This window comes from uncultured Odoribacter sp. (assembly GCF_937966165.1).
GTDB lineage: Bacteria > Bacteroidota > Bacteroidia > Bacteroidales > Marinifilaceae > Culturomica.
Genome location: NZ_CALCLB010000016.1, coordinates 82858 through 105987, shown reverse-complemented (window position 1 = coordinate 105987; position 23130 = coordinate 82858). Strand labels below are relative to the sequence as shown.

The following is a 23130-nucleotide window of genomic DNA, read 5'->3' as shown; positions in this document are numbered from 1 at the left end:
ACAAATTCATTAAAAAGGTTTTTCACCATCTACGGTGATCCCCATACTTCTGGCAGTTCCAGCTACCATGCTCATTGCCTTTTCAATTTCGAAAGCATTCAAATCGCTCATTTTTCCTTCTGCAATCTGTTTTACCTGATCCCAGGTAACAGAGGCTACTTTTTTACGGTTAGGCTCTGCAGAACCGGATTTAAGCTTTGTTACTTCCAAAAGTTGAACAGCAACAGGAGGTTGTTTGGTTATAAAATCAAAAGACTTATCACCATAAACCTGAATAATTACCGGAATAATCTTTCCTGCCTGATCCTGAGTTCTTGCATTAAACTGTTTACAGAAGTCCATAATATTAACTCCTTTAGAACCTAATGCAGGACCTACGGGGGGAGAAGGATTAGCGGCACCAGCTTTAATCTGTAGCTTTATAAGAGCTTCAACTTCTTTTGCCATGATTTTTTTCCTCTCAAAAAATTAATTATTCTTTTTCTACCTGCATGAAACTCAATTCGAGTGGTGTCTTACGACCGAAAATTTTGACAATTACTTTCAATCTCTTCTTATCGCTATTCACCTCCTCTATCACACCGGTAAAGCCGTTGAACGGTCCGTCTGTAACTTTTACGGATTCGCCCACGAAATAAGGGATACTTATTTCTTCCGGTTGTTCCGCAAGTTCATCTACTTTTCCAAGAATCCGGTTGATTTCAGCTAAACGCATAGGCACCGGATCACCTCCTTTGGTTTCCCCCAGGAAGCCAATTACATTCGTGATATCACGAAGCATGTGGGGAATCTCACCAACTAAGGCAGCCTCAATCATAACGTAACCCGGAAAGAAATTCCGCTCTTTGCTGATTTTTTTTCCGTTACGTACCTGATAAATCTTCTCGGTAGGTATCAAAACCTGAGAAACGTAATCCTGAAGCCCCAAACTGGCAATTTCACTCTCGATATATTCCTTCACTTTCTTCTCTTTTCCGCCAATTACCCGAAGGACATACCACTTCTTTTTAATTTCTGCCATCTTAGTTTTCCGGATTATTAATAAAACAACTTATAAATAAAGGTCAACACATTTCTGAATACAATGTCCATTATAAAAATGCCAATCGCTATAATGACGGAAGCAATCATTACAATCGTAGCACTACTCTGGAGTTCTGACCAGGATGGCCAGGACACTTTATTGACCAATTCGTTATATACGTCTGAGAAATAACCTTTAATATTCATTTTAGACTATAGATTGTAAATCCCAAATTGTATTTGACTGACAATTCAAAATTTAAAATTTAAAATTTTTCGCACGGATGGAGAGACTCGAACTCCCGACACTCGGTTTTGGAGACCGATGCTCTACCGACTGAGCTACATCCGTAAAATGAGGCTGACAAACTGTCAGCCTCAGGCTTTTATAGAATGATCATTCTAAGATTTCAGTAATCTGACCGGCACCTACGGTACGTCCACCTTCACGGATAGCGAAACGCAAACCAAGTGAACAAGCTACCGGAGTCAACAATTCAACAGTAATTGTTACGTTATCTCCCGGCATTACCATTTCAGTTCCTTCCGGTAAAGTAATTTCACCAGTTACGTCCATCGTACGTAAGTAGAACTGCGGTCTGTATTTATTGTGGAACGGAGTGTGACGTCCGCCTTCTTCTTTCTTCAAGATATAAACCTCAGCTTTGAATTTCTTGTGCGGTTTAACAGAACCCGGTTTTGCCAATACCATACCCCGTTTGATTTCGTCTTTGTCGATACCACGAAGCAACAAACCAACGTTATCTCCAGCTTCCCCTTCATCCAACAATTTACGGAACATTTCAACTCCGGTACATACTGTTTTCTTTCCGTCAGCACCCAAACCGATAATTTCCAGTTCGTCACCTACGTGCACAATACCTGTTTCAATACGACCTGTAGCAACAGTACCACGACCTGTAATGGAGAACACGTCTTCAACCGGCATCAAGAAAGGTTTTTCGTTGTCACGCGGAGGCAGCGGAATCCATTCATCAACGGCATGCATCAACTCCATTACTTTTTCTACCCATTTTGCTTCACCATTCAAAGCACCTAAAGCAGAACCTAAGATAACCGGAGTATTGTCACCATCGTATCCATAGAAGGACAATAATTCACGAACTTCCATTTCCACCAGTTCCAACATTTCAGGATCGTCAACCATATCCACTTTATTCAAGAATACAACGATTCTCGGAACGTTTACCTGACGGGCTAAAAGAATGTGTTCACGGGTCTGAGGCATCGGACCATCAGTTGCAGCACAAACCAAAATAGCACCGTCCATCTGAGCAGCACCGGTAACCATGTTCTTTACATAGTCAGCGTGGCCCGGACAGTCAACGTGAGCATAGTGACGATTTTCTGTTGAGTATTCAACATGTGAAGTATTGATCGTTATACCTCTTTCTTTTTCCTCCGGAGCATTATCAATCTGATCGAAAGATTTTACTTCAGAAAGACCTTTTTCAGCCAATACTTTAGTAATTGCTGCAGTCAAAGTTGTTTTACCGTGGTCAACGTGACCGATAGTACCAATATTTACGTGTGGTTTTGACCTGTCAAACTTTTCTTTAGCCATAACTCAAAAACAATTTTATTATTAAACAATTTATTACAAAAAATCTGTGTCTTATTCTTAACAACCTGTCTATCAGTTTCATATACAGGATACGACAGAAAAGCCCGATTATCGAGCGTGCAAATATAGAAAAATAATTTTGTGTGACAAAATTATTTTCAGTTAAAGTTTATGGTTTAGAGTTGAATAGACTATTTCTTTTTGTCCCTGACCTTAAACTTTACTCTTTATTTTTCTCTGTCTTTCTCTTTAATTTTTACAAGCTGACGCTTTAAAACATCATATAATTCATCGATAGCCTCTTCGAATTTTTTAGCATTTTTCTTTGCAAAAACATCCTGGCCCTTAATCGAAATACTCACCTCAACGACTTTATTCTCCAAATTATCATCCTTTTCCAACTTCAGTGTAGTCTCAATGCCCAATATTCCATCGTAATATTTTTCTAACTTGGATAATTTTTTCTGAATAAAATCTTCAAGTTGAGAACTTGTAGAAAAACCAACAGGATTAATTTTAACTTCCATAGAATTTCCTCCTTTAATTTTAAGCCCTAGGATGAGCCTGGTTAAACACCTTAATTAAGTATTCAAAAGAATTATGAGTATAAATCTGCGTAGCAGATAAATCGGTATGCCCCAGCAAAGCCCGGATAGCCTCTATACAAGCCCCGTTATTCAATAACTGTGTCGCAAAAGTATGACGCAGGACATGCGGACTACGTTTGGACAATGTCGTGACCTTCCCCAGGTATCTTACAACCAAGCGGTAAATGAATTTATCATATACAGGAGTGCCTTTATCCGTAATAAAAAAATAACCGTGCTCTTGTTGCACCCGTTTCTCTCTTTCTTCCAGATAACACTGCATATCTTCCAGAAGTTCATTGGCCAAAGGTAGCAGCCGCTGTTTATTCCCTTTCCCGGTAATTACCAGACTTTTTCCGGCAAAATCGATATCCCGGACCTTCAACCCGACTAATTCCGAGCGACGCATACCAGTATAATATGCCGTCAACAAAACCAACCTGTCCCTCAGCTCCCGGAAACCTCCCTGGAATTCATCACTGTCTAATAATTCATCCATCTGATAATCGGGAACGAATACCGGCAAACGACGCCCGGTCTTCGGTAAAAGAATTGTCTCCGTCGGATCTTCCGACAGCCGTCCCTCCCGCATCAGATATTTAAACAACGTACGTAAGACACTCAACTTTCTCCGGGTTGTAGTTGCCTTATGCCCTTTAGACATCAGAATCACGATCCACTCCCGTATGATTTTCGAAGTAATGTCCGGAAAATCTTTCACCTCCTTAATGGTAGCACAATAATCCAGGAATTGCCCCAAGTCTTCTTTATAAGCATGCAGCGTGTGAGGCGAATACCTCTTCACATTTTCCAGATAACTCAGAAAGGGTGCAATATCCATAATTTTATACTACTAAAAATCAAAAGCTTTTCAAAAAACCAACCGTTCCTTTGGTCATCCAGGGCTTCCGACTTCAAAAATCGTACCTAAATATAAAACTTTCGTCCGGAATAAACAAATCCCGCTTTTTATATTTTTAATCTTCGGCAATTTGCAAAGACTGCTTATAAACAGCTTTTAAATGCTGTTGACGATTCCGGATGGAAGGTTTGGTAAATGCCTGACGATCCCTCAGCTCTTTTACAATTCCGGTTTTCTCAAATTTTCTTTTAAATTTTTTTAAGGCTCTTTCAATATTCTCGCCTTCTTTTAAAGGTACTATAATCATGATTTTTCAATTTTATAAATAATACATATAATATATACAACTCCCATTCTTCCCTTCACTTATTCCTGAATAGATGAAGATACGGTTTTTATAAACCCCTTCCTACTGTATAGGAATAACTCACAGCAGAAACTCTTCCTGGACATAATATCCTGTTTAATTATCTATATTTCCCCGGAATAAGCCCACCTCCTTTCAAAGCGGATTGATTTATAATATATTATATTTTCAAAAACAGAGTGACAAAGGTAAATTTTTTTTTCTAATTTCAGAAATTCCGAAATAAGAAAATGTTTAAACGGGAAAGTGTTCAATCGTGAAAATAGAGAAGAGTATAAATGTTTAAATGCGGAAGGGGAACAGAATTTAAAGGCCAGATGCCCCAGAGAGGAAGAAATGTGATCAAACCTAGTAACCGAAACGGATCCTTCATTACCTCATCCTCCCTACCTACGGTATCCTCCCCTCATTAGAGCCCTGATTTAAAAATGTTTCTACTTCCTGATACCTGATTCTGCCCAACCATTTTAAATAAAAACGTGTACGGAATATGCCTTTCTCCTCCTTCTTCCCACAGAAAACCCTTTCCACACTTGAACAATTAAACATTTACCCATTAATACTGTAATAACATCCGAAGAAATTATTCTATCAACACCGGTTCAAATTCATAAGGATCATATTTCAAATCTCCTACACTCATCGCTTCGTTTCTCCTGATCAAACCCGTAATATCAAAATGAAGCGTCAGCAAAATATAATAAACCCGGCGCATAATCTCATTCGAAAAGATGCAACTTGCCGAATCTTCAAAATAACCGGCAATTGCTCCGATAATCCACGAAGTATCCTCACCTTCCAATGACAAGTTCATACTTTCAGCAATAATTTTACAGATCAGGTCTGATGCTTTCACTTCTACATCCTTCACTTTCAAAGGTTTATTCAAATGAGAGAGCGGATGCAAAACAATTTTATAATCCTTCGAATCATAGGGAACCGTCACATATTCGTTCCATCTACTCTTAGCTTCATAATCATGCTCATTCAACTTTGTAATAATAAAATTTTCACTTAAACTTTTTACACGTACTACCCTTAATCCATAAGGATAATGGATCAACAACATTTTAGCGTTCATAACAAAAAGAATTTTTATATAGGAATTAAACAGTCACACACACAATGTTTTCACTGTATGAATAAACTAAAAGTTTAATTTTGTTATAGAACACTTGTTGTAATGCGTAAAAATGTCTCTTTTAGTTAAAATATAAATATGTATTGTTAATATACATAAAATAATTAACAGTATTTCACTAATTTTATATTCAAAGCATGATAAATTAACAAATACAAAATTATGTACATTATTCTGTTTTTATGGAATTAAAAAAAAGAAAAACCTTTTCCCATAGCTTATTTTCCATCTCTCTACCCCCATACATTTTACACATTAAGTATCCAAACAAATATAAAACTGTCGTTTTTTTAAATTCAAAACGTACCGGACTGATAAGGATTTCAATCCAATATTTAAAGTTTTTTAAGGGGGATTCCGGCAATAAAAAATCTAAATAGCAGATATGCTGCTACAGTTCACTTAAGCAAATACCTAATATTGTAATATTCTCTTAATATTACTTACAATGTAACTAAATCCCTCTAATAATGCGTCAATTTTGGTAGAGAATAAAGGTAAATGGAAATATTGCAAATAGGATAGATCAATTTAAAAACAATTATCACACCTCATTTTGTAATCCACAGACTATCAATCGTCATTCTTTAAAATTTATCACACCCCCTCCGGAGTATCTGCACGACCCCTTTAAATTGATCCAGATCGAAAATAATATATATCCGAATTCTTTTCTGCAAATGGGCACCTAATAAATTTAATTTTGCAAAAGTACTCTTCTTGTGTAATAAACATAATATGTTACCCCATAAAAAAGAAAAGGCCGATAAGTAATTTATCAGCCTTTTCCTCATTAAAAAAAGAGGCCTTTATTTATAAGGCCTCTATCCCTTTACGTCTAATTTATATCATTCACTCCTGTTCTACACTCTCACATATATCAAAACTACCGGTATAAGTACTATCGGTTTCCTTAATTTCCGTAAAACGGATGGTATAAGTTCCATTGGGCAAATTTTCAATATTAATTTCTACAGGATGAAGCGGATCCCCTTTTACAACTTTTTTCAATACAACCATATCTTTGCTGTCTAAAAATTCAATTAATACTTCATCCATTTCTACCAGAAACATCACCGAAATATCAGAAAAAGTCTTGGTAACAGTCACCGGAACAGGAGCCTGATCCGTAGTCTTTGGTCGCTCAGGATAGACGATAATCCAATAATCACTATCAGCAGGATCATAGTCATCTATAGCATAACTTCCTACCATTAAACAACTAAACAATACAAACAATACAATTTTTTTCATAGCCATAAAATTTAAATTTTGCTGCCTGAAATTAAAAAAAAATTTGATAATATCATATATTATGAATAAAATAATTATCAATTATAAATAATTGTAATACTAAATCAGGTTTATTTTAAACAGTACATCGTTTTTGAAAAAAAAATAGAATGCCAAATATTAGAGGTGAGAAGAACATTTACCAGCTATTTCTTTTATAAAATCTTTAAATTTAAGTTTACGGTTATTGTGAATCTTCTTCATTATTTCACAACGCCGGTTATTGACAGTACAATCCGTTACCTGCATAAATGAAGCTATCTCTTTGGTTGTAAATCCGGCACAGGCCAAACAACAAAGTTTTATATCCGTATTCGTCAACATCGGATAATTTCTCTTTAATTCCTCCACAAACCCATCATATAAAATGTTTATTCCCTCACAAAATTCATCCCATTTTTTAACTGCCAATAAATCGGTCAGTATCTTTTTATAGTCCAGATCTTGTCTTCCGTTTAATGTTGTGGCCACAATAATTTTTTTCGTAACTTCTATCTGCCGCTGTACAATTTCTTTTAATTTCTGATCTCTCCCACTCAGTTGCAGTAAAGTACACTCCTGTATTGTCAATTTATGCTCAAAGGTTTCTAAACGCAATCTGTATTTTATCAGTTCTTTTTTACGCTTGTCTGCAATATATTGATATAAAGCAATGATTACAACCATAAAAGCTCCCAGACTAATTACCACCATCCACAACCAGGCCTGTTTTGCTTTCAATAAAGCGGCCTCACTCTGTAACTGCTTATAGCGATATTTTTGCTCAAATTCCAGTACCGATTTCTTTTTAAAATCCTTATGCATTGAATCGATCAAAGCGTTTACTTGTTTAGCATAAAATAAAGCTAAAGAAAAATTTTTTCTTTTTTCATTAACTTTCTGTAGACGGGCGCATACGCCTGCTTTATTTTCTTCTCTCTGAATATTACCTAAGCATTTTATTATATAGTATTCTGCGCTATCTAATTTATTTTCCTGTAAATAAATATCACCCAACAAAACATAATAATCCGAACAGGCCTTCTCTCCCAACAACCGAAGAGCTTCCAGGGCTTCTTGCTTTGCAATACTGGTATAGCCCTGAGAAATGTATACATTCCCTTTATAATTATGAGTTAAAGCCAATAAAGAAGTATCTTTTCTAATTTGCGCCATCCATAAAGCTTTATCTAAATAATAAATACAACTATCGTATTGTTTAGTATACCGAAAAATATTTCCTTTTCCTAAAAGCGTAATATTCTCATTTTTCAAATTATTGGCTTTGTGAAAATAATGGGCTGAAAGAGAAAGAAATTTTTGAGCTTGAACAATATTAAATTGTCTTTCCTGTAAAACTGCAATTTGATCATAGATTAAACCTAATAAATTATATGCTCTTACTGAAAGAGCTAACTTTTCTGCGTCTAAAAATACTTTAATCGCATTTTCTTTTTGTCCGTCACTCATATAATAACAGCCCAGATAATATTTAGCCTTTGCCAATCGCAATGCATCCCGATGACCGGCATAATAATTAACTGCAATACGAATTAAAGAATCATTTCGTATAACTTCATTATTTTTATCCAACGCCTGAGTGTACAATAAGGCATAGCAAGCATTTTCCCGGGAAGTAAGCTGACGAGTATCTATTGTTTCCAATAAACTCAGAGCACTATCCGGTTCTGTTTCCATAAATTGCTCTGCTTTTTGTAATACGGCACGGTAATCGCCCTGAGAGCAACCCCATATACAATACGTTATAAAACACACACCCAAAATTCTCATTTTATAGAAAAATTTTCACCGTAGATAAACTTTGAATTTTCTATAAACCGGAAAATACACAGCAGAGTAAATTTTACTCCCTGAGTACAGCCTACACCCAAAGCTGTCAGGGATTGAGTAAATCCTTACAAAAAAAGTCAAGCACGCCGTTTATCATCTCGACATAAGCCCTAGCTTTTTCATTTTCCGGATTTAAGCGGAGTACAGCATTAAATTTATTCAAAGCGTCTGTATTTTTTCCCAACCGATAACATAATTCCCCTGTATACATCAACCACGCTTCTCCTTGCTGACCGTCAGGATATTTTTCCAGTTCAGCAAGGGCTTCAGTAATCCGGCCCTCTGCCACCCATCTTTCTATCTTTTCATCCATAATTTAAATCTAAACTGATAAAGTTATAAAATTAAAAATATATATTTAAACTGGAAAACAGGAGGTATTTCCTTTAACCATTCATTCTTTTCTGAATCAAATCCTGATGGAGAATCGCTTTAAAGCAGAATTCCCTACCCGGTCTGTCACTTTTATCACCAATTGATTAGACTGTCCCCTCACGAAAGCAGGTTCATTTTTACGGCCCCTCAGGATCCCGCTCTTTGCATCGTATTCAAACAAACACCAACGGCCATTTACCTCCACCCGATAAGATTGTATACCCGAAAATTTATCCCGGATTTTAAACTTTACCCCACTTCCCATCACACCTAAATATTCAATTTCCGGCGGACAAGTATCCTCGGTTACCCTATATTTCCCTAAAAGGTTTACCAAAGAATACAATCCTGAACTGTCCCGTTTTGTGACACAAGCTTCGGGGTCTCCTTTCTCCTTTATACGGCAGATTACGGCCTTTTCCCCGAACTCCCCCTTCACATGCAAACGGGCTTTCTGATATAAAGGTTCCTCCCGATAAGAAGTAACAAAACAACCGGCGGAATCTATCAGTTGAATCCGGTCGACAGCATTAAACAAAGATTTAGCTGCTAATTCCAAAGTATAATTGCCGGCTTTTAACAGTTGAGGCCGGCCGACCGGCAATACCGTTGCCGTTTCTTCCTTCCTTTCCTTCCCTCCAGTCAGCTGAAAGCTCAGCCGGGTTGTATTTCCGTAAACGTCAGCTGCTGTTATTTCAAAATTTACGACTTCTCCTTTTTGCAAAAAGATAGATCCATCTCCCTCCAGTTTTACACCCATTAAATCCGGAAGATGGTTTCCGAAGCACCGATAAACCGTCTCATGACGCTCGCGGTAGAGCCGGAAATCTTTCAATCCATTAACTAAACTTCCCTGACCGAAAGCTGCAGAGTCTACTTTCAGCCCGAACTTTTCCTCCCCGTTCACGCGGATAGCCAAAGCATAAACCCCTAATTTATTCCAGGAATCATTCATCGCATCCGTTATATACAACCCGATTCCGATTTTTCCGGCAGGCAGCTGCATTTTTGCTACGACGCACCGATTATTTCCCAGATTTTTCACTTCGCACCTTTTTAAAATCTTTACCCGTCCTTGCTGATCTATACCATATATATAAAGAGTGCGTATACGGGGAGCTATATTATCTTTAACTTTCAGATAATGCAATGGATTCAGGGTATGTTCGGAAACAGTATTGCGGTATTCAAAATGTAAATGCGGCCCTCCGGACGATCCTGTATTTCCGCTATAAGCGACTGTATCCCCTTTACGGAAAAACAGTTTATGTCCCGACATACCTTCATCTATTTCAAAGCTTTCCGTTGCATATTGAATCCGTCTTATAACTTCTGTTATCTGCCGGTTAAATCTTTGTAAATGTCCGTATACCGTTGTTGTTCCATCCGGATGCTCTATATAGAGGGCATTTCCATAACCGGTAGCTGACACCTTTACCCGAACTACTTTACCATCATTCACACAAAGTACGGGTAATCCTACAACCCCCTTTGTCTTTATATCTACTCCGGAATGAAAGTGAGTAGCCCTTAATTCCCCGAAATTTCCGCTTAGCAAAAGAGGAATATGAAGGGGGGCAATATTCTCATTCGTTTGTGCCGATAAGGAGATTAATAACAAATGATTAAACAAAAACAAAGCAATGATACGATACCGATAAAAACATTTCATGGATTAAAAACATCATAATTTCTTCTGCAAATATATCAACACTCTTGATAATATAAAGAAAAAAAATTATCTTTGTCATGAAAAGGATGGTAAAAGATTGCTTTTCAGAACACTTTAAAATAAGCGCTGTTTACAAGGGCAGCCATTCATTTCAAGTTATTGAAAACATGACGGAAAGACAAGATGCCGTTTTAAACGAGCTGAAATTTAAAGTTGAACGATTAATAAAATTATATATATCCTCACTGGAAAAGAATAAAGATCAGGAAAGCAGGATACAACAACTGTTATCTGATATCGAACAGCTGAAAAGTGAGAACCAGATTTTAAATGAAGAATTAAAAACAGCCAGAGTGGCAAACGCAATTTCAGGCAAAAGTGACGGGAGTTACGAAGCGAAAATGCGGATTAACCAACTGGTGCGGGAGATTGACAAGTGCATTGCTCTTTTGAACAATTGATATGAGTGAAAAAGATACTACGGTTTCGATCAATGTCAGTATCGCGAACAAAAAGTTCCCGATCATTGCGAAGAGTCAGGAAGAGGAAGAGATTTACCGGGCAGCATCGAAGCGTATTAATGATATGATTTCTAAATTTCAGGCAAAATACGGTACACAGGCCGATCCGTTGGATTTTCTGTACCTGACAGCCTTTCAGCATACAGTAGCGCTGATACAGGCAGAAAAAAGGAATGATAGTGAACCGTTGATTCGTGAAATTGAAAAAATTAATTTAAAAATGGATGAAATCGTCAAAGAGTAATTAAATAAACGTTCTTTGAATTATTCGTAAAGGTATTCCCGCATTATTTCGAATTTAAGCGAAAAACTCAACACTCAAACAATTAGAGCGGATGCTTTATTTGCCGAAAACAGGCCTCAACTCTTCGGAGTTCCTTCGGGACAGTGGAAGTTTGAATCAAATGGCAGCTCTACCCGTGTCATACAGGGGTTTTATTAAATGAAATAGTGCGGGTTTTTTTATGCTGTTCAGGCAGCAATACGAATAATAAAAAACGATCTGAGCGAAAAAGTTACATTAATAGTATATAAATTATAAATAAATTAATTTCAACAATATGACAAATATAATTATAGCAGGGGTGGTGGCCCTGGTTGCCGGTTTTTTGATCGGTTATGTGGTGATCAGGCTTTCTCTGAAGCGTAGAAGCGCTAATATTATCAAAGAAGCTGAAGCTGAAGCCGAAGTCATCAAAAAGGATAAAATCCTCCAGGCAAAAGAGAAATTTCTCCAGATCAAAGCAGAACATGAAAAACAAGCTGCAGCCCGGAATAATAAATTGCTGATAGCCGAAAACAAACTGAAGCAACAGGAATCGTTTATGTCCCAAAAGATGGAAGAGGTACAGCGAAAATCCAAAGATTTACAATCTTTACAAGCAAATATCGATGTACAGAAAGAATTATTGGAAAAGAAGGTTACAGAACTGGATAAATTAAAAAAGCAACAAATTGAACAACTGGAAGCTATCTCAGGTATGTCCGGGGAGCAAGCCAAAGAAAAACTGATCAATTCCTTAAAAGAAGAGGCTGAAGCTGAAGCTGTTTCCTATGTAAATGAAATTATGGAAGAAGCGAAAATGACGGCTAATACAGAAGCGAAAAAAATCGTCATCAAAACGATACAGCGGGTAGCCACAGAAACAGCCACAGAAAATGCCGTTTCCATTTTCCATATCGATTCCGATGAAATCAAAGGCCGGATTATCGGACGGGAAGGACGAAATATCCGTGCATTGGAAGCAGCTACAGGTGTAGAAATCATTGTAGACGATACGCCGGAAGCCATCGTTCTTTCGGGCTTCGATCCCGTAAGAAGGGAAATTGCCCGTCTGTCTTTGCACCAATTGGTAACGGACGGACGAATTCACCCGGCCCGTATTGAAGAAGTGGTAAATAAAGTAAAAAAACAGATCGAAGAGGAAATAATTGAAACCGGTAAGCGTACAACTATCGATTTGGGAATACACGGTTTGCATCCTGAACTGATCCGCCTCATCGGCAAAATGAAATACCGTTCTTCTTACGGACAGAATTTGTTGCAACATGCCCGGGAAACGGCAAATTTATGCGCTATTATGGCTGCAGAATTAGGATTGAACGTGAAAAAAGCTAAAAGAGCCGGATTACTACACGATATCGGTAAGGTGCCGGATGATGAACCGGAATTGCCACACGCAATCTTAGGTATGCAATTGGCTGAAAAATACAAAGAAAAGCCTGATATCTGCAATGCTATCGGAGCTCATCACGAAGAAATTGAAATGACAACTTTGATTGCTCCTATCGTACAGGCTTGCGACGCCATTTCCGGAGCTCGTCCGGGAGCCCGCCGGGAAGTAGTTGAATCGTATATCAAACGCCTGAAAGACATGGAAGACTTAGCCCTTTCTTACAATGGGGTAGTAAAAACATACGCAATTCAGGCCGGACGTGAGCTTCGGGTAGTGGTAGGAAGTGAAAAAATCTCTGATAACGAAGCCGAAAAAATATCATTCGATATTGCCAAACGTATTCAGGATGAAATGACCTACCCGGGACAGGTAAAAGTCACCGTCATCCGGGAAACACGGGCAATAGCCTATGCAAAATAAAGTAGATTGTATTCGTTTGAATATTGAAATACCACATCCGGCAATTTTTTAACGTTTTACAATTTTATCTACAAAAGCGGATATATCGGAATGATATATCCGTTTTAATTTTAAGAAGTTAAGGGTAACGAATAGTAAACCAGTAGAAATATACTCCTTTTATTCCTTCTGCTCTTCTTCCGACAGACTGAATTCCTTCCTGGCAAACAATTCTGCCAAGCCGGATATTTGTTTGAGCCGGAGAAGCTCGTCCTTGTCCATTCCGATATTACGCCTAATCCAATTGTCAGACATGCCCGCACGAACCAGCTCTGTCACGATTCCGGACATCAGCTCCACGGAATGCATTCCCCGGGCCCTGTTATGACGTATCGTAGAAGCCATTCTGTTGGATATATCCTTATCGATCACCACAACTGGCAACAATCCCTTTTCCCTTTCATAAATACGCCGGGAAGTTTTCATTACCATATAGCGATGAAAGCCATCTACGATCTCGTACTGATCCTTCTCTTTAAGATAATAACATACGCAGGGCATTGTATATCCATCTTCCCAGATGGATATTTCCAGCAACCGCATTTCCGGAGGCGCTACTACATTGGGGTTATAACTATTAGCCACTACTTTTTCCAGGGGTACAGCCTTGACGGTATACACAGGACTTTCAATCTTTTTTGCCATTTTGATGAGCTTTGTATTTATTCATCGCATACTTTTTCATACTCCGTTCACGTTTTGTCTGGGAAAATCCCATATACTTACAGGTATGGTCATTCTTCATAATACAGATGCACATTCGTTTATAAGTCGGGATTTCTCTGAATTCGGGAATATCGATATCGTCAAGGTATTCCATGCGTACAGGTTTTTTGTGAGTCCGGTATGCGGTAGTTTCTTCTATCGATATAGGAATCTGAGCTGCCTTCAGTTTTTCAATAGTCTTTTCAGAAAGACATCCTCCTCTTTCCCGCCAGAACCTAATACTTACAGACAATTTATCCAGATAATTCAGACGGGTTTCTTCCGGGAGAGTTCCCAACAAAAAATGCATATATTCCTTCCACGAAAAACCGGGAGGACAAGTAATATTTCTCCAGCCCATAGCTGCAGTATTTCCATAAATTCCTGCACTTCCCACCCCATTTACACGTCCGATCATCCGTCCCCAGGTATCGGGATCTATGGCTCTGTATATCGCCAGACTGGGAACAGCCTGAGAAATAAACGGACTTGCCACCCGTTGACGGGAAAGCGGAACTCCGGCCTGATAATACAGATCGTAGAGACGGTTATAAGTCCAGCAAAAACGGCCATTTGCGGTCCATATATCCGTCGTTTTCCAATCATATATAGGATAGGCATTATATTCCCCCCGGCTGATACAGTGCGTCCACTTATAGTCTTCCAGCCGCTGGTAATTCTTACCACTGTAAATTGCCCGCCAGCGGTTAAAACTTTCCTGGGTCCGAATCCCGACAAGACAACAAATCCGGCGGCATTTTTTCCGATGACGCAGCCAGTGGGGAAATAATTTTTGAAAATCATAATCCCAAAGTTTCGGACTAAAAAACCCGAAATCTTTTTCCGTAAAACAGTTTTCCGGTCTGTTCCTCACCCATATATTCCGGTGATTTTCCTCCCAAGGCCGCCAATACAGCTGAAACATAGAAGTACATGTCGGAACTTTAAAGGGAATACAACAGTGAAAAACCTCCAGAATATCCTGATTTTCCGATAAGGTACGTTCGATGTAGTCGGTTGTCTGCTGGTACTGAATTTCATAATCCATATGAAACACACCTAATTTACGTCCGGGAGCATATTTCCGGATATAATCCAGACAAAGATTCAAAAGCACGCCGCTGTCTTTTCCTCCTGAAAAAGACACATACACATAATCAAAATAATCGAAAATAATCTTCAGCCTTTGTTGCGCTGCTTCATACACATTTAATTTGCACATATGGCTTTTTTCCCCAAATAATACCGCATTTTATTATAATTTTTCCACTCGATATAGATCTGAAAACCATTTTGTACGAACTGTTTAACATGACGTTTGTGAACTGTAGCCCAAAGTTCCCCTTGCCCCGTCCTATCTGTAATTATTTCCGTCAATAATTCTTTAAGGACCTGCACATCATCTCCCTTTACGTAATAATTATCTATAATATAGTTGCCGGTAGTTGTTTTCTTTACCGGCATAAACCCTACGATCTGCCCGTTTCCGGTAGCTATGTACCACACATATCTAGGTCCCGTTTTAAAAGGATAGTTGTTGTTTTGCCGCAGAATAGCAGGGTTCATCACCAATGGACTGACATATTCGTATAGTTTTCTGTCCGTTCCTTGAAATTTAACAATATCCATAACAACACTCACATATATACTCACGCGAATTTAACAAAAATCATAGATAATTTATATTAATCCTTCCAAAATCTGAACAGAAGGTTTTCGCACACAAAACATAAAGGGGATGAACTCTTTGAACATCCAAACTTTTAAACATTTATCGGACGTTTATTTTGTTTATCCCTCAAACCTTTTTATTTTTGAGCTGCAAATAAAAAAGGGTAAAAAAGAAGGCTATTAACGCTTTCATTGTTTTATAAATATAAAATGTCCGGGAAACCAGACAGAAAGGTGAAAACCAACTTTTAAAATAAAAACGATGTCGATAAAATCTTCAGAATTAATAACAAATGAAGATGGAAGTATATTCCACCTGCATTTATTGCCCGAAGACCTGGCGGATACCGTCATCCTGGTAGGAGATCCGGGACGGGTTGAAACAATTGCGACACATTTCGATTCTATTGAAGTGAAAAAAAGTAACCGGGAATTCTATACCATTACCGGAACGTATAAAAATCATCGATTATCCGTATTATCTACCGGAATCGGACCGGATAATATCGATATTGTGATAAATGAATTGGATGCATTAGTAAATATTGATTTAAAAACAAAAGAGATCCGGAATGAAAAGCGCAGTTTGAACATTGTCCGTATCGGTACATCCGGTTCGGTACAGGCAGATATACCCGTCGATTCTTTTGTCATTTCAGAAAAAAGCATAGGGTGCGACGGTGTGCTCCGTTTTTACGGAAACAACCAACAAGTATGTGATCAGGATTTCGAAAAAGCTTTTGTACAGCATTGTCAATGGACTCCGGAAGCTGCCCACCCGTATGTAGTAAATGCTTCTCCTTTATTAGTATCCCGTCTGCACACAGAGGGTATAACGACGAAAGGGATCACCTTGACTGCTGTCGGTTTTTACGGGCCTCAGGGACGGGTATTGCGTTTACCTCTGGCTATGCCGGGCATCAACGACCGGATTACAGCTTTCCGGTATAAGGATTATAAAGTAACTAATTATGAAATGGAAAGTGCAGCCATTACAGGTCTTTGCAATCTATTAGGCCATCATGCAGCTACCATCTGCCTCATTATTGCCAACAGAATGACCGGAGCTGCTTCTGCAGACTATCACGGTAATATGAACAAATTAATCACTTATACATTAGACAAACTGACCCTTTAACCGGTAATATTTTATAAAACAATGTTCTTCCGGAAACAGTAAAAAGATCATCCGGATTATTAATATTTCTGATACTTTTTAATTCCTGGAAGTTATTAAACTTTTACGATTATGATACAAAGATTACAATCCGTTTTTCTATTTCTGACTTTTGTTATTACCGGACTTTTATTTTTCCTACCGGTTATTCAATTAGAAATTCCGCAGAATTCAATCGAATCAAATTCGTTCTTTCTATTTTATACCACCAAATATATACAAGCCGGAGATCCTTTTGTGTTTATCACCTATAACTGGTTTTCCATGATACTCAATATTATTATTACAGGACTGGCTTTCATTACAATTTTTTTATACAAAAAGCAATTACTGCAATTACGCATGTGCCTGGTCAATATTATTCTGATGATCGGTTTGATTGTCCTTGTTTCCACACAGGCTTATAATATTGTAAAGCCGACAGGCAACTGGCATATCGAATTAGGCTTTTGTTTTCCCATTGTTGGAATTATCCTTACATGGTTAGCCATGAGAGGCATTATAAAAGATATTTCGACCTTGAAATCCTACGATAGAATCCGCTAAGTAGAAAGATAAAGAAGACATCCGGTAAACCGGATAAAAAGGAAGGAATAATAGCGTCCGGATATAAAGATCCGAAAAATCAGTACAACAAGGACGATTCGTCTAAATAACAAATCTAAATTATAAATCATGAGTAAATTAAGTTTCTTAGTACTTCTAATATTAATCGGGAGCGTGTCTGAGGTATGGGCCTGCACAAATTTTTTATTTACAAAGTCGGCAACGAAAGACGGTTCTACAGTTATTACTTATTCTGCTGATTCCCATGTATTATATGGAGAACTCTATCACTGGCCGGCAGCAGATTGGCCGGAAGGCAGTGAGGTCGAAATTTACGAATGGGATACCGGGAAATACCTGGGTAAAATTCCCCAAGTCCGGCATACTTACAATGTAATCGGTAATATGAACGAGCATCAGTTGGCTATAGGAGAAACGACTTATGGAGGCCGGCATGAACTTTCTTCGCAAAAAGGGGCTATTATTGACTATGGCAGTTTAATTTACCTGGCCCTTCAAAGGGCTAAAAATGCCCGGGAAGCCATCCTGGTGATGACAAACCTGGTAGAAGATTACGGTTATGCAAGCGAAGGAGAATCTTTTTCCATCAGTGATCCGAATGAAGTATGGATCATGGAAATGATCGGCAAAGGAGAAGGAGAAAAAGGAGCTGTTTGGGTAGCCCGGATGGTTCCTGACGGATATGTATGTGCACATGCAAATCAAGCCCGGATCACGACTTTTCCTTTAGAAGGCCGGACTTCCATTTCTTCGGAAAAAATCAAAGATATTTTCAATAAGGAGATCACGACGGTATATGCTAAAGATGTGATTTCTTTTGCCAAACAAAAGGGTTTTTACCCGCAAACGGATAAAAATACAGACTTTAGTTTTTCCGACACTTACGCACCGGTAGATTTCAGCGGGGCAAGGGCCTGTGAAATCCGGGTATGGGCATTTTTCAACGAATTAAACCCCGATATGGCAAAATACTGGGAATATGCCAAAGGCACAAATATCCAGAGAGACGAAAAAGGTTATGCCTTAAACCGTATGCCGTTATGGATAAAACCGAATCAGAAAGTCGATGTACTGGAAATCATGGATTTTATGCGGAATCATCTGGAAGGTACTGAGCTGGATATGCGGAAAGACCCGGGAGCAGGTCCGTATGAATGTCCTTACCGCTGGAGGCCGATGAACTATAAAGTAGACACTGTTACTTATGTAAATGAACGCGCAACAGCCACACAACAGACAGGCTTTACTTTTGTCAGCCAGAGCCGAAGCTGGTTACCGGATGAAATAGGAGGCATCATTTGGTTTGGCGTAGATGACGCAGCCAGTACGGTCTATTTCCCGATGTACACTTCTGCTACCCAAGTTCCTTACGCCTATGCCGTAGGGAACGGAAGCATGATGGAGTTCACCAATAAAGCTGCTTTCTGGGTATTCAATCAGGTTACGAACCTGGCCTACACCCGCTATAATGTCATTCATCCGGATATACGGGCAAAACAAAAAGCCCTGGAGACCCAATACAAAGCTTACGTACAGATGACAGATGCTGCAGCCATGAGTATTATTGCACAGGACCCGAAGCTGGCAGTAGCCTACCTGACTGATTTTTCCTGCAATACGGGTAACCAGTTAGTAAATACCTGGAGGGATTTTTACGGTTATCTTTTCACCCGCTATATGGACGGGAATATAAAAACAGCTATACCGGGACAAAAAAATCCCAAAGTCGAAAATCCTCCACTTCCGGCCTGGTATCTCCGTACAATTATTGACTATATGGGAGATAAACAAAAAGTAGTCGAATAACAGTAAAACTGTTTAAAAGTCGAAACTTTCTACAATCTGCCGGATACTTTTCCCAGAAGCGGAAGGGTAGATCAGCGATAAACCGAACCAGCGTTTCTGACAAACCAGTCAGTACCGTTGGTTCCGGGATCAGGGGATTATTGTAAAAGTCCGGGCAGGAACAGAAAGTATCTTTCGTCTTTTATATATTTTTACAGTTAAACACCGGAATACTCAATATATCCTGGGAAATATTTTGCAATCCAAAATTATTTCTCTACTTTTGTTGCCCAATTGAATAATATAAGGGTACCTGGAGGCCCGTCAGAATATTAAAAACAGGCAACGTACGTAATCTCTTACAAAAAGCTCAGGTAGTAATATTGCGTTCGGAAAATTATTAAAAACTAAAAAAATGGACTTAATTAAAATTGCAGAGCAAGCATTTGCAAACGAAAATCAAGTTGAGCATCCTTCATTTGCCCCTGGTGATACAGTCAGCGTACATTACAAAATCATTGAAGGAAACAAAGAAAGAATCCAGATCTTCCGGGGCGTTGTTCTTCAGATCAAAGGAGCAGGTGAAAATAAGACTTTTACGGTAAGAAAAATGTCTGGTAACGTAGGTGTAGAAAGAATTTTTCCGTTGAATTCTCCTTACATCAAAGAAATTGAAGTAAACAAAACCGGAAAAGTCAGACGGGCAAGAATTTATTATTTCCGCGAACTCACGGGTAAAAAAGCAAGAATCAAGGAAAAGAGATCTTAATCCTTTTAAGAAAATAAAAGCTCTGCAATGCAGGGCTTTTTTTATTTTTTTTAAATTTGTAGAAAAATTGGAGTTTTATGTTTATTCATTCTCCAAATTAAAATGCTTTTTAAGTCTGCTGGATTTTTATCCTATTTGTGAAGAGAATCCGTATAATCGGAAGACATACAAACTATTTATCAATATAAAACGAAGGAATTATGGAGAATACTGAAATTATCAAGACTGCCAAAGCTAAGGCTGAAGCCTGGCTGAACGATGCTTATGACCAGGAAACCCGCGAAGCCGTAAAAAAAATGCTGGATGCGGCAGACGCTACGGAACTGGTTGATTCTTTTTACAATGATCTTGAATTCGGTACCGGAGGTTTAAGAGGCATCATGGGGGCTGGAACAAACCGGATGAATATATACACGGTTGGAGCAGCCACTCAGGGATTTGCCGATTACATTAACAAAGCATTCCCGGATGATCCGCACAAATCAGTATGTATCGGACACGACTGCCGGCATAATTCCAGATACTTTGCTGAAACGGTAGCAGCTATTTTTTCTGCTAACGGCATTACAGCTTATTTATTTGAGGACCTCCGTCCTACTCCAGAAATGTCCTTTGCTATCCGGGAATTGGGATGTAAAGGAGGAGTAATTATCACAGCATCCCACAATCCCAAAGAATATAACGGCTATAAAGCATACTGGGAAGACGGTTCCCAATTGGTTCCCCCCCACGACAAAAATGTAATTGAAGAAGTAAAAAAAATAAAAGTCACCGATATCAAATTTACACCGGTGAAAGATAAGATCATCATTCTCGGAAAAGATATAGACCAAAAATTCTTAGCCAAAGTAAAAACGTTAAGTCTTTCCCCGGAAGCTATCCAGCATCAACACGATTTAAAAATTGTGTTTACCCCCCTGCACGGAACGACTTACGAGCTCGTACCGGCTTCTTTACGAAACTGGGGCTTTACAAATATAACTACCGTTCCGGAACAGATGATTCCCGACGGAGATTTTCCGACAGTCGCTTCTGCAAATCCCGAAGAACCCGCTGCTTTCAAAATGGCATTGGATAAAGCCCGGGAAATAAATGCTGATCTGGCAATGGCCTGCGACCCGGACGGGGACCGCATTGGAATCGCTGTCCAAAACGATCACAAAGAATGGATATTGCTCAACGGGAACCAGACTAATATCATTTTTACCTATTATATTATCCGCCGCCGGCAGGAACTGGGACTGATTAAAGGAAACGAATACACGATCAAAACCATAGTCACCTCAGAACTCATTAAAGAAATTGCCGAAAAAAATGGTATCCCTTGTTATGACGTATATACAGGATTCAAATGGATAGCCGATATGATCCGGAAAAAAGGAGCTGACGGTTATATTGGAGCAGGCGAAGAATCTTTTGGTTTTATGCCCGGTTCTTTTACCCGGGATAAAGATGCCGTATCTTCTACCTCCCTGATGGCAGAAATTGCAGCTTGGGCCAAAGACCAGGGTAAAAACCTTTTCACCCTGCTAAAAGAAATTTATGCAGAATACGGTTTTTCACAAGAAAAAATGATATACATCGTCAGAAAAGGATTGAGCGGAGCCCAGGAAATCAAAAACATGATGTCGGAATTCAGGCATAATTCTCCTGCAAGCATTAACGGAAGCCGTGTTGTCATCAAAAAAGACTATGCCGATTTGAAAGCCACGGACCTGAATACCGGCAAAATAACTTCCATGGATTTTCCCACAACCAGCGATGTACTCCAGTTCTTCCTGGCCGACGGTTGCAAAATCTCTGTACGGCCTTCCGGTACAGAACCTAAAATCAAATTTTATTTTGAGGCCAGAGCTGAAATGAAAAGCATTGAAGATTTTGAGAAAGCACAGCAAATTGCCAATAAAAAAATAGAAGGAATCGTCGAAGATTTAAAGATCTGCTAAGAAATCAATAAAGGATTATACTTTTATTAAATTGATCAGCAGACCCTCCTCTTCCATAAAAATTGAAATAATCAAAGTCCGTGAATCATTTTTAAAGAAACCCTGGAAGCAGTTGGCTTCCAGGGTTTCTTCGTTTCAATACATAACTTCCCTATAGAACAGGCATGTTGCCTTCTGAAAGGCAGAAAATCCGAACGGATCTGTCTAAAGGCAGATATAGTTTTATCCATAAAATTCAATATAATACGCGAGTATTTAATACATTTACCATGATTCCTGCTTTATGAATCAGCGAACCCGGCAAGCAAGAACGGAAAGAAAATAGTATACCGAAGGGAAGTGAATAATTGAAAAATCCGGATTACAATTAAGGGGACAATTTTACAGGGCCGATTTTTTTCATTAAATCCAGTATAGCTGCCTGACGTTGCCGTATATAAGGCGAAGGACGGGCAGAGCTAAAACGCAAAGGATTGGGCAAGGTGGCTGCAATCAAAGCCGCTTCAGAAGAGGTCAGCTGCCGTGCCGGTTTCGAAAAATTTATACGGGCAATCCGTTCCGCTCCGTATATATCTTTTCCCATTTCAATTGAATTCAGATATACTTCCATAATCCGTTCTTTTCCCCAGATCCATTCAATTAACACTGTAAAATAAGCTTCCAATCCTTTCCGGAAGTAGGAACGGGAAGGCCAAAGAAAAACATTTTTAGCCGTTTGTTGTGAAATAGTGCTGGCACCTCTCTGCCTTTTACCTTTCCGGCTTTCAGCCATCGCCTTCTCCAGCTGTTCCCAATCAAACCCCTTGTGATTTAAAAAGAGATTATCTTCGGAAGCAATCACCGCCTGAATTAAAGCAGGAGAAATTTTCTCCAAAGGCACCCATTGGTGCTCCAAATGAAAATCTTCTCCCTTCCACAGTTGTTCCCCTGTACGCAACAACATCAAAGGAGTAATATAAACCGGTATATATTTATATAAAATGACAGCAAATAAACTCAATACAAAAAAAGCCAAAACAAGATTCCGGATCCAAGCGAACAAGCGTCTGATAAGGGATTTTTTTCTTGTTTTCATACTCTTCATAAAATCAGGAATATATATTAATATTAAAATTGGCC

General features: G+C 38.7%; 24 protein-coding genes and 1 tRNA gene. 8 read left to right on the top strand and 17 right to left on the bottom strand.

The features are described from left to right. Window positions 1–9: 9 nt before the first annotated feature. From rplK to Q0465_RS07105, 13 genes are all read right to left on the bottom strand, one after another. The gene (gene rplK / locus Q0465_RS07165; protein WP_298614509.1) at window positions 10–447 is read right to left on the bottom strand and encodes a 50S ribosomal protein L11; all 438 of its coding nucleotides are present in this window, start codon (window positions 445–447) and stop codon (window positions 10–12) included. A gap of 25 nt (window positions 448–472) precedes the next feature. Then, a complete protein-coding gene (gene nusG / locus Q0465_RS07160; protein ID WP_298614507.1) occupies window positions 473–1021 on the bottom strand; it encodes a transcription termination/antitermination protein NusG in 549 nt (182 codons plus the stop codon). A 17-nt stretch (window positions 1022–1038) separates the two neighbouring features. Next, window positions 1039–1230: a preprotein translocase subunit SecE gene (gene secE, locus Q0465_RS07155; protein ID WP_298614505.1), complete on the bottom strand. Its 192-nt coding sequence runs from the start codon at window positions 1228–1230 to the stop codon at window positions 1039–1041. A gap of 72 nt (window positions 1231–1302) precedes the next feature. Further along, a tRNA-Trp gene (locus Q0465_RS07150) sits at window positions 1303–1375 on the bottom strand. A gap of 45 nt (window positions 1376–1420) precedes the next feature. Beyond that, window positions 1421–2608: an elongation factor Tu gene (gene tuf / locus Q0465_RS07145; RefSeq protein WP_298614503.1), complete on the bottom strand. Its 1188-nt coding sequence runs from the start codon at window positions 2606–2608 to the stop codon at window positions 1421–1423. 227 nt (window positions 2609–2835) lie between these two features. Beyond that, window positions 2836–3135: a ribosome-associated translation inhibitor RaiA gene (gene raiA, locus Q0465_RS07140; protein ID WP_298614501.1), complete on the bottom strand. Its 300-nt coding sequence runs from the start codon at window positions 3133–3135 to the stop codon at window positions 2836–2838. 19 nt (window positions 3136–3154) lie between these two features. After that, on the bottom strand, window positions 3155–4036 hold the full coding sequence (locus Q0465_RS07135; RefSeq protein ID WP_298614499.1) for a tyrosine-type recombinase/integrase: 882 nt from the start codon (window positions 4034–4036) through the stop codon (window positions 3155–3157). Between the two features lie 136 nt (window positions 4037–4172). Continuing rightward, the gene (gene rpsU / locus Q0465_RS07130) at window positions 4173–4364 is read right to left on the bottom strand and encodes a 30S ribosomal protein S21 (RefSeq protein ID WP_009138113.1); all 192 of its coding nucleotides are present in this window, start codon (window positions 4362–4364) and stop codon (window positions 4173–4175) included. Window positions 4365–5007: 643 nt separating this feature from the next. After that, entirely contained in the window at window positions 5008–5505 is a 498-nt protein-coding gene (locus tag Q0465_RS07125) for a hypothetical protein (protein WP_298614494.1), read from the bottom strand. A gap of 912 nt (window positions 5506–6417) precedes the next feature. Next, window positions 6418–6819, bottom strand: a complete 402-nt coding sequence (locus Q0465_RS07120; RefSeq protein ID WP_298614492.1) for a DUF3244 domain-containing protein — start codon at window positions 6817–6819, stop codon at window positions 6418–6420. Between the two features lie 159 nt (window positions 6820–6978). After that, window positions 6979–8628 carry a hypothetical protein gene (locus Q0465_RS07115; protein WP_298614490.1) on the bottom strand — a complete coding sequence of 550 codons (1650 nt, stop codon included), beginning with the start codon at window positions 8626–8628 and terminating at the stop codon, window positions 6979–6981. Window positions 8629–8734: 106 nt separating this feature from the next. After that, a complete protein-coding gene (locus Q0465_RS07110; protein WP_298614488.1) occupies window positions 8735–9001 on the bottom strand; it encodes a hypothetical protein in 267 nt (88 codons plus the stop codon). A 96-nt stretch (window positions 9002–9097) separates the two neighbouring features. Then, on the bottom strand, window positions 9098–10735 hold the full coding sequence (locus tag Q0465_RS07105) for a M23 family metallopeptidase (protein ID WP_298614486.1): 1638 nt from the start codon (window positions 10733–10735) through the stop codon (window positions 9098–9100). A gap of 167 nt (window positions 10736–10902) precedes the next feature. On the opposite strand from Q0465_RS07105, the gene Q0465_RS07100 reads away from it, so the two are divergent. The 3 genes from Q0465_RS07100 (at window position 10903) to rny (ending at window position 13352) form a co-directional block, all read left to right on the top strand. Then, complete coding sequence (locus tag Q0465_RS07100; RefSeq protein ID WP_298614484.1) at window positions 10903–11196, top strand: hypothetical protein; 294 nt, start codon at window positions 10903–10905, stop codon at window positions 11194–11196. A 1-nt stretch (window position 11197) separates the two neighbouring features. Continuing rightward, window positions 11198–11500, top strand: a complete 303-nt coding sequence (locus Q0465_RS07095) for a cell division protein ZapA (RefSeq protein WP_298614482.1) — start codon at window positions 11198–11200, stop codon at window positions 11498–11500. Between the two features lie 316 nt (window positions 11501–11816). Then, window positions 11817–13352 (top strand): ribonuclease Y, encoded by a 1536-nt coding sequence (rny, locus tag Q0465_RS07090; protein WP_298614480.1) that lies wholly within the window; start codon window positions 11817–11819, stop codon window positions 13350–13352. 159 nt (window positions 13353–13511) lie between these two features. Here rny and Q0465_RS07085 read toward each other — a convergent pair whose 3' ends face one another. From Q0465_RS07085 to Q0465_RS07075, 3 genes are read right to left on the bottom strand one after another with little or no spacing between them, the layout of a single operon-like run. Then, the gene (locus Q0465_RS07085) at window positions 13512–14036 is read right to left on the bottom strand and encodes a ParB/RepB/Spo0J family partition protein (RefSeq protein WP_298614478.1); all 525 of its coding nucleotides are present in this window, start codon (window positions 14034–14036) and stop codon (window positions 13512–13514) included. Continuing rightward, entirely contained in the window at window positions 14020–15318 is a 1299-nt protein-coding gene (locus Q0465_RS07080; protein ID WP_298614476.1) for a DUF3440 domain-containing protein, read from the bottom strand. The genes Q0465_RS07085 and Q0465_RS07080 overlap by 17 nt, the downstream gene beginning before the upstream one ends. Continuing rightward, window positions 15306–15725, bottom strand: a complete 420-nt coding sequence (locus Q0465_RS07075; protein WP_298614474.1) for a hypothetical protein — start codon at window positions 15723–15725, stop codon at window positions 15306–15308. The genes Q0465_RS07080 and Q0465_RS07075 overlap by 13 nt, the downstream gene beginning before the upstream one ends. A gap of 304 nt (window positions 15726–16029) precedes the next feature. Here Q0465_RS07075 and Q0465_RS07070 point away from each other — a divergent pair, with 304 nt between their 5' ends. The 5 genes from Q0465_RS07070 to Q0465_RS07050 all read left to right on the top strand — a co-directional run bounded on the left by Q0465_RS07070 (window position 16030) and on the right by Q0465_RS07050 (window position 22011). Beyond that, window positions 16030–16905: a nucleoside phosphorylase gene (locus tag Q0465_RS07070; RefSeq protein WP_298614472.1), complete on the top strand. Its 876-nt coding sequence runs from the start codon at window positions 16030–16032 to the stop codon at window positions 16903–16905. A gap of 111 nt (window positions 16906–17016) precedes the next feature. Further along, window positions 17017–17490 (top strand): DUF4293 domain-containing protein, encoded by a 474-nt coding sequence (locus Q0465_RS07065; RefSeq protein ID WP_298614470.1) that lies wholly within the window; start codon window positions 17017–17019, stop codon window positions 17488–17490. Window positions 17491–17619: 129 nt separating this feature from the next. Continuing rightward, a complete protein-coding gene (locus Q0465_RS07060; protein WP_298614468.1) occupies window positions 17620–19317 on the top strand; it encodes a C69 family dipeptidase in 1698 nt (565 codons plus the stop codon). 394 nt (window positions 19318–19711) lie between these two features. Next, window positions 19712–20065, top strand: a complete 354-nt coding sequence (rplS, locus tag Q0465_RS07055; protein ID WP_298614466.1) for a 50S ribosomal protein L19 — start codon at window positions 19712–19714, stop codon at window positions 20063–20065. A gap of 200 nt (window positions 20066–20265) precedes the next feature. Further along, window positions 20266–22011 (top strand): phospho-sugar mutase, encoded by a 1746-nt coding sequence (locus tag Q0465_RS07050; RefSeq protein WP_298614465.1) that lies wholly within the window; start codon window positions 20266–20268, stop codon window positions 22009–22011. A gap of 367 nt (window positions 22012–22378) precedes the next feature. Here the strand turns inward: Q0465_RS07050 and mtgA are convergent, their stop codons facing one another. Next, window positions 22379–23086: a monofunctional biosynthetic peptidoglycan transglycosylase gene (gene mtgA, locus Q0465_RS07045; RefSeq protein ID WP_298614463.1), complete on the bottom strand. Its 708-nt coding sequence runs from the start codon at window positions 23084–23086 to the stop codon at window positions 22379–22381. Window positions 23087–23130 lie beyond the last annotated feature (44 nt).

What these genes read in the sequence shown, in the direction of transcription:
- rplK (WP_298614509.1), bottom strand. Translation starts at nt 447, where the DNA reads ATGGCAAAAGAAGTTGAAGCTCTTATAAAGCTACAGATTAAAGCTGGT.
- nusG (WP_298614507.1), bottom strand. Translation starts at nt 1,021, where the DNA reads ATGGCAGAAATTAAAAAGAAGTGGTATGTCCTTCGGGTAATTGGCGGA.
- secE (WP_298614505.1), bottom strand. Translation starts at nt 1,230, where the DNA reads ATGAATATTAAAGGTTATTTCTCAGACGTATATAACGAATTGGTCAAT.
- tuf (WP_298614503.1), bottom strand. Translation starts at nt 2,608, where the DNA reads ATGGCTAAAGAAAAGTTTGACAGGTCAAAACCACACGTAAATATTGGT.
- raiA (WP_298614501.1), bottom strand. Translation starts at nt 3,135, where the DNA reads ATGGAAGTTAAAATTAATCCTGTTGGTTTTTCTACAAGTTCTCAACTT.
- Q0465_RS07135 (WP_298614499.1), bottom strand. Translation starts at nt 4,036, where the DNA reads ATGGATATTGCACCCTTTCTGAGTTATCTGGAAAATGTGAAGAGGTAT.
- rpsU (WP_009138113.1), bottom strand. Translation starts at nt 4,364, where the DNA reads ATGATTATAGTACCTTTAAAAGAAGGCGAGAATATTGAAAGAGCCTTA.
- Q0465_RS07125 (WP_298614494.1), bottom strand. Translation starts at nt 5,505, where the DNA reads ATGAACGCTAAAATGTTGTTGATCCATTATCCTTATGGATTAAGGGTA.
- Q0465_RS07120 (WP_298614492.1), bottom strand. Translation starts at nt 6,819, where the DNA reads ATGAAAAAAATTGTATTGTTTGTATTGTTTAGTTGTTTAATGGTAGGA.
- Q0465_RS07115 (WP_298614490.1), bottom strand. Translation starts at nt 8,628, where the DNA reads ATGAGAATTTTGGGTGTGTGTTTTATAACGTATTGTATATGGGGTTGC.
- Q0465_RS07110 (WP_298614488.1), bottom strand. Translation starts at nt 9,001, where the DNA reads ATGGATGAAAAGATAGAAAGATGGGTGGCAGAGGGCCGGATTACTGAA.
- Q0465_RS07105 (WP_298614486.1), bottom strand. Translation starts at nt 10,735, where the DNA reads ATGAAATGTTTTTATCGGTATCGTATCATTGCTTTGTTTTTGTTTAAT.
- Q0465_RS07100 (WP_298614484.1), top strand. Translation starts at nt 10,903, where the DNA reads ATGACGGAAAGACAAGATGCCGTTTTAAACGAGCTGAAATTTAAAGTT.
- Q0465_RS07095 (WP_298614482.1), top strand. Translation starts at nt 11,198, where the DNA reads ATGAGTGAAAAAGATACTACGGTTTCGATCAATGTCAGTATCGCGAAC.
- rny (WP_298614480.1), top strand. Translation starts at nt 11,817, where the DNA reads ATGACAAATATAATTATAGCAGGGGTGGTGGCCCTGGTTGCCGGTTTT.
- Q0465_RS07085 (WP_298614478.1), bottom strand. Translation starts at nt 14,036, where the DNA reads ATGGCAAAAAAGATTGAAAGTCCTGTGTATACCGTCAAGGCTGTACCC.
- Q0465_RS07080 (WP_298614476.1), bottom strand. Translation starts at nt 15,318, where the DNA reads ATGTGCAAATTAAATGTGTATGAAGCAGCGCAACAAAGGCTGAAGATT.
- Q0465_RS07075 (WP_298614474.1), bottom strand. Translation starts at nt 15,725, where the DNA reads ATGGATATTGTTAAATTTCAAGGAACGGACAGAAAACTATACGAATAT.
- Q0465_RS07070 (WP_298614472.1), top strand. Translation starts at nt 16,030, where the DNA reads ATGTCGATAAAATCTTCAGAATTAATAACAAATGAAGATGGAAGTATA.
- Q0465_RS07065 (WP_298614470.1), top strand. Translation starts at nt 17,017, where the DNA reads ATGATACAAAGATTACAATCCGTTTTTCTATTTCTGACTTTTGTTATT.
- Q0465_RS07060 (WP_298614468.1), top strand. Translation starts at nt 17,620, where the DNA reads ATGAGTAAATTAAGTTTCTTAGTACTTCTAATATTAATCGGGAGCGTG.
- rplS (WP_298614466.1), top strand. Translation starts at nt 19,712, where the DNA reads ATGGACTTAATTAAAATTGCAGAGCAAGCATTTGCAAACGAAAATCAA.
- Q0465_RS07050 (WP_298614465.1), top strand. Translation starts at nt 20,266, where the DNA reads ATGGAGAATACTGAAATTATCAAGACTGCCAAAGCTAAGGCTGAAGCC.
- mtgA (WP_298614463.1), bottom strand. Translation starts at nt 23,086, where the DNA reads ATGAAAACAAGAAAAAAATCCCTTATCAGACGCTTGTTCGCTTGGATC.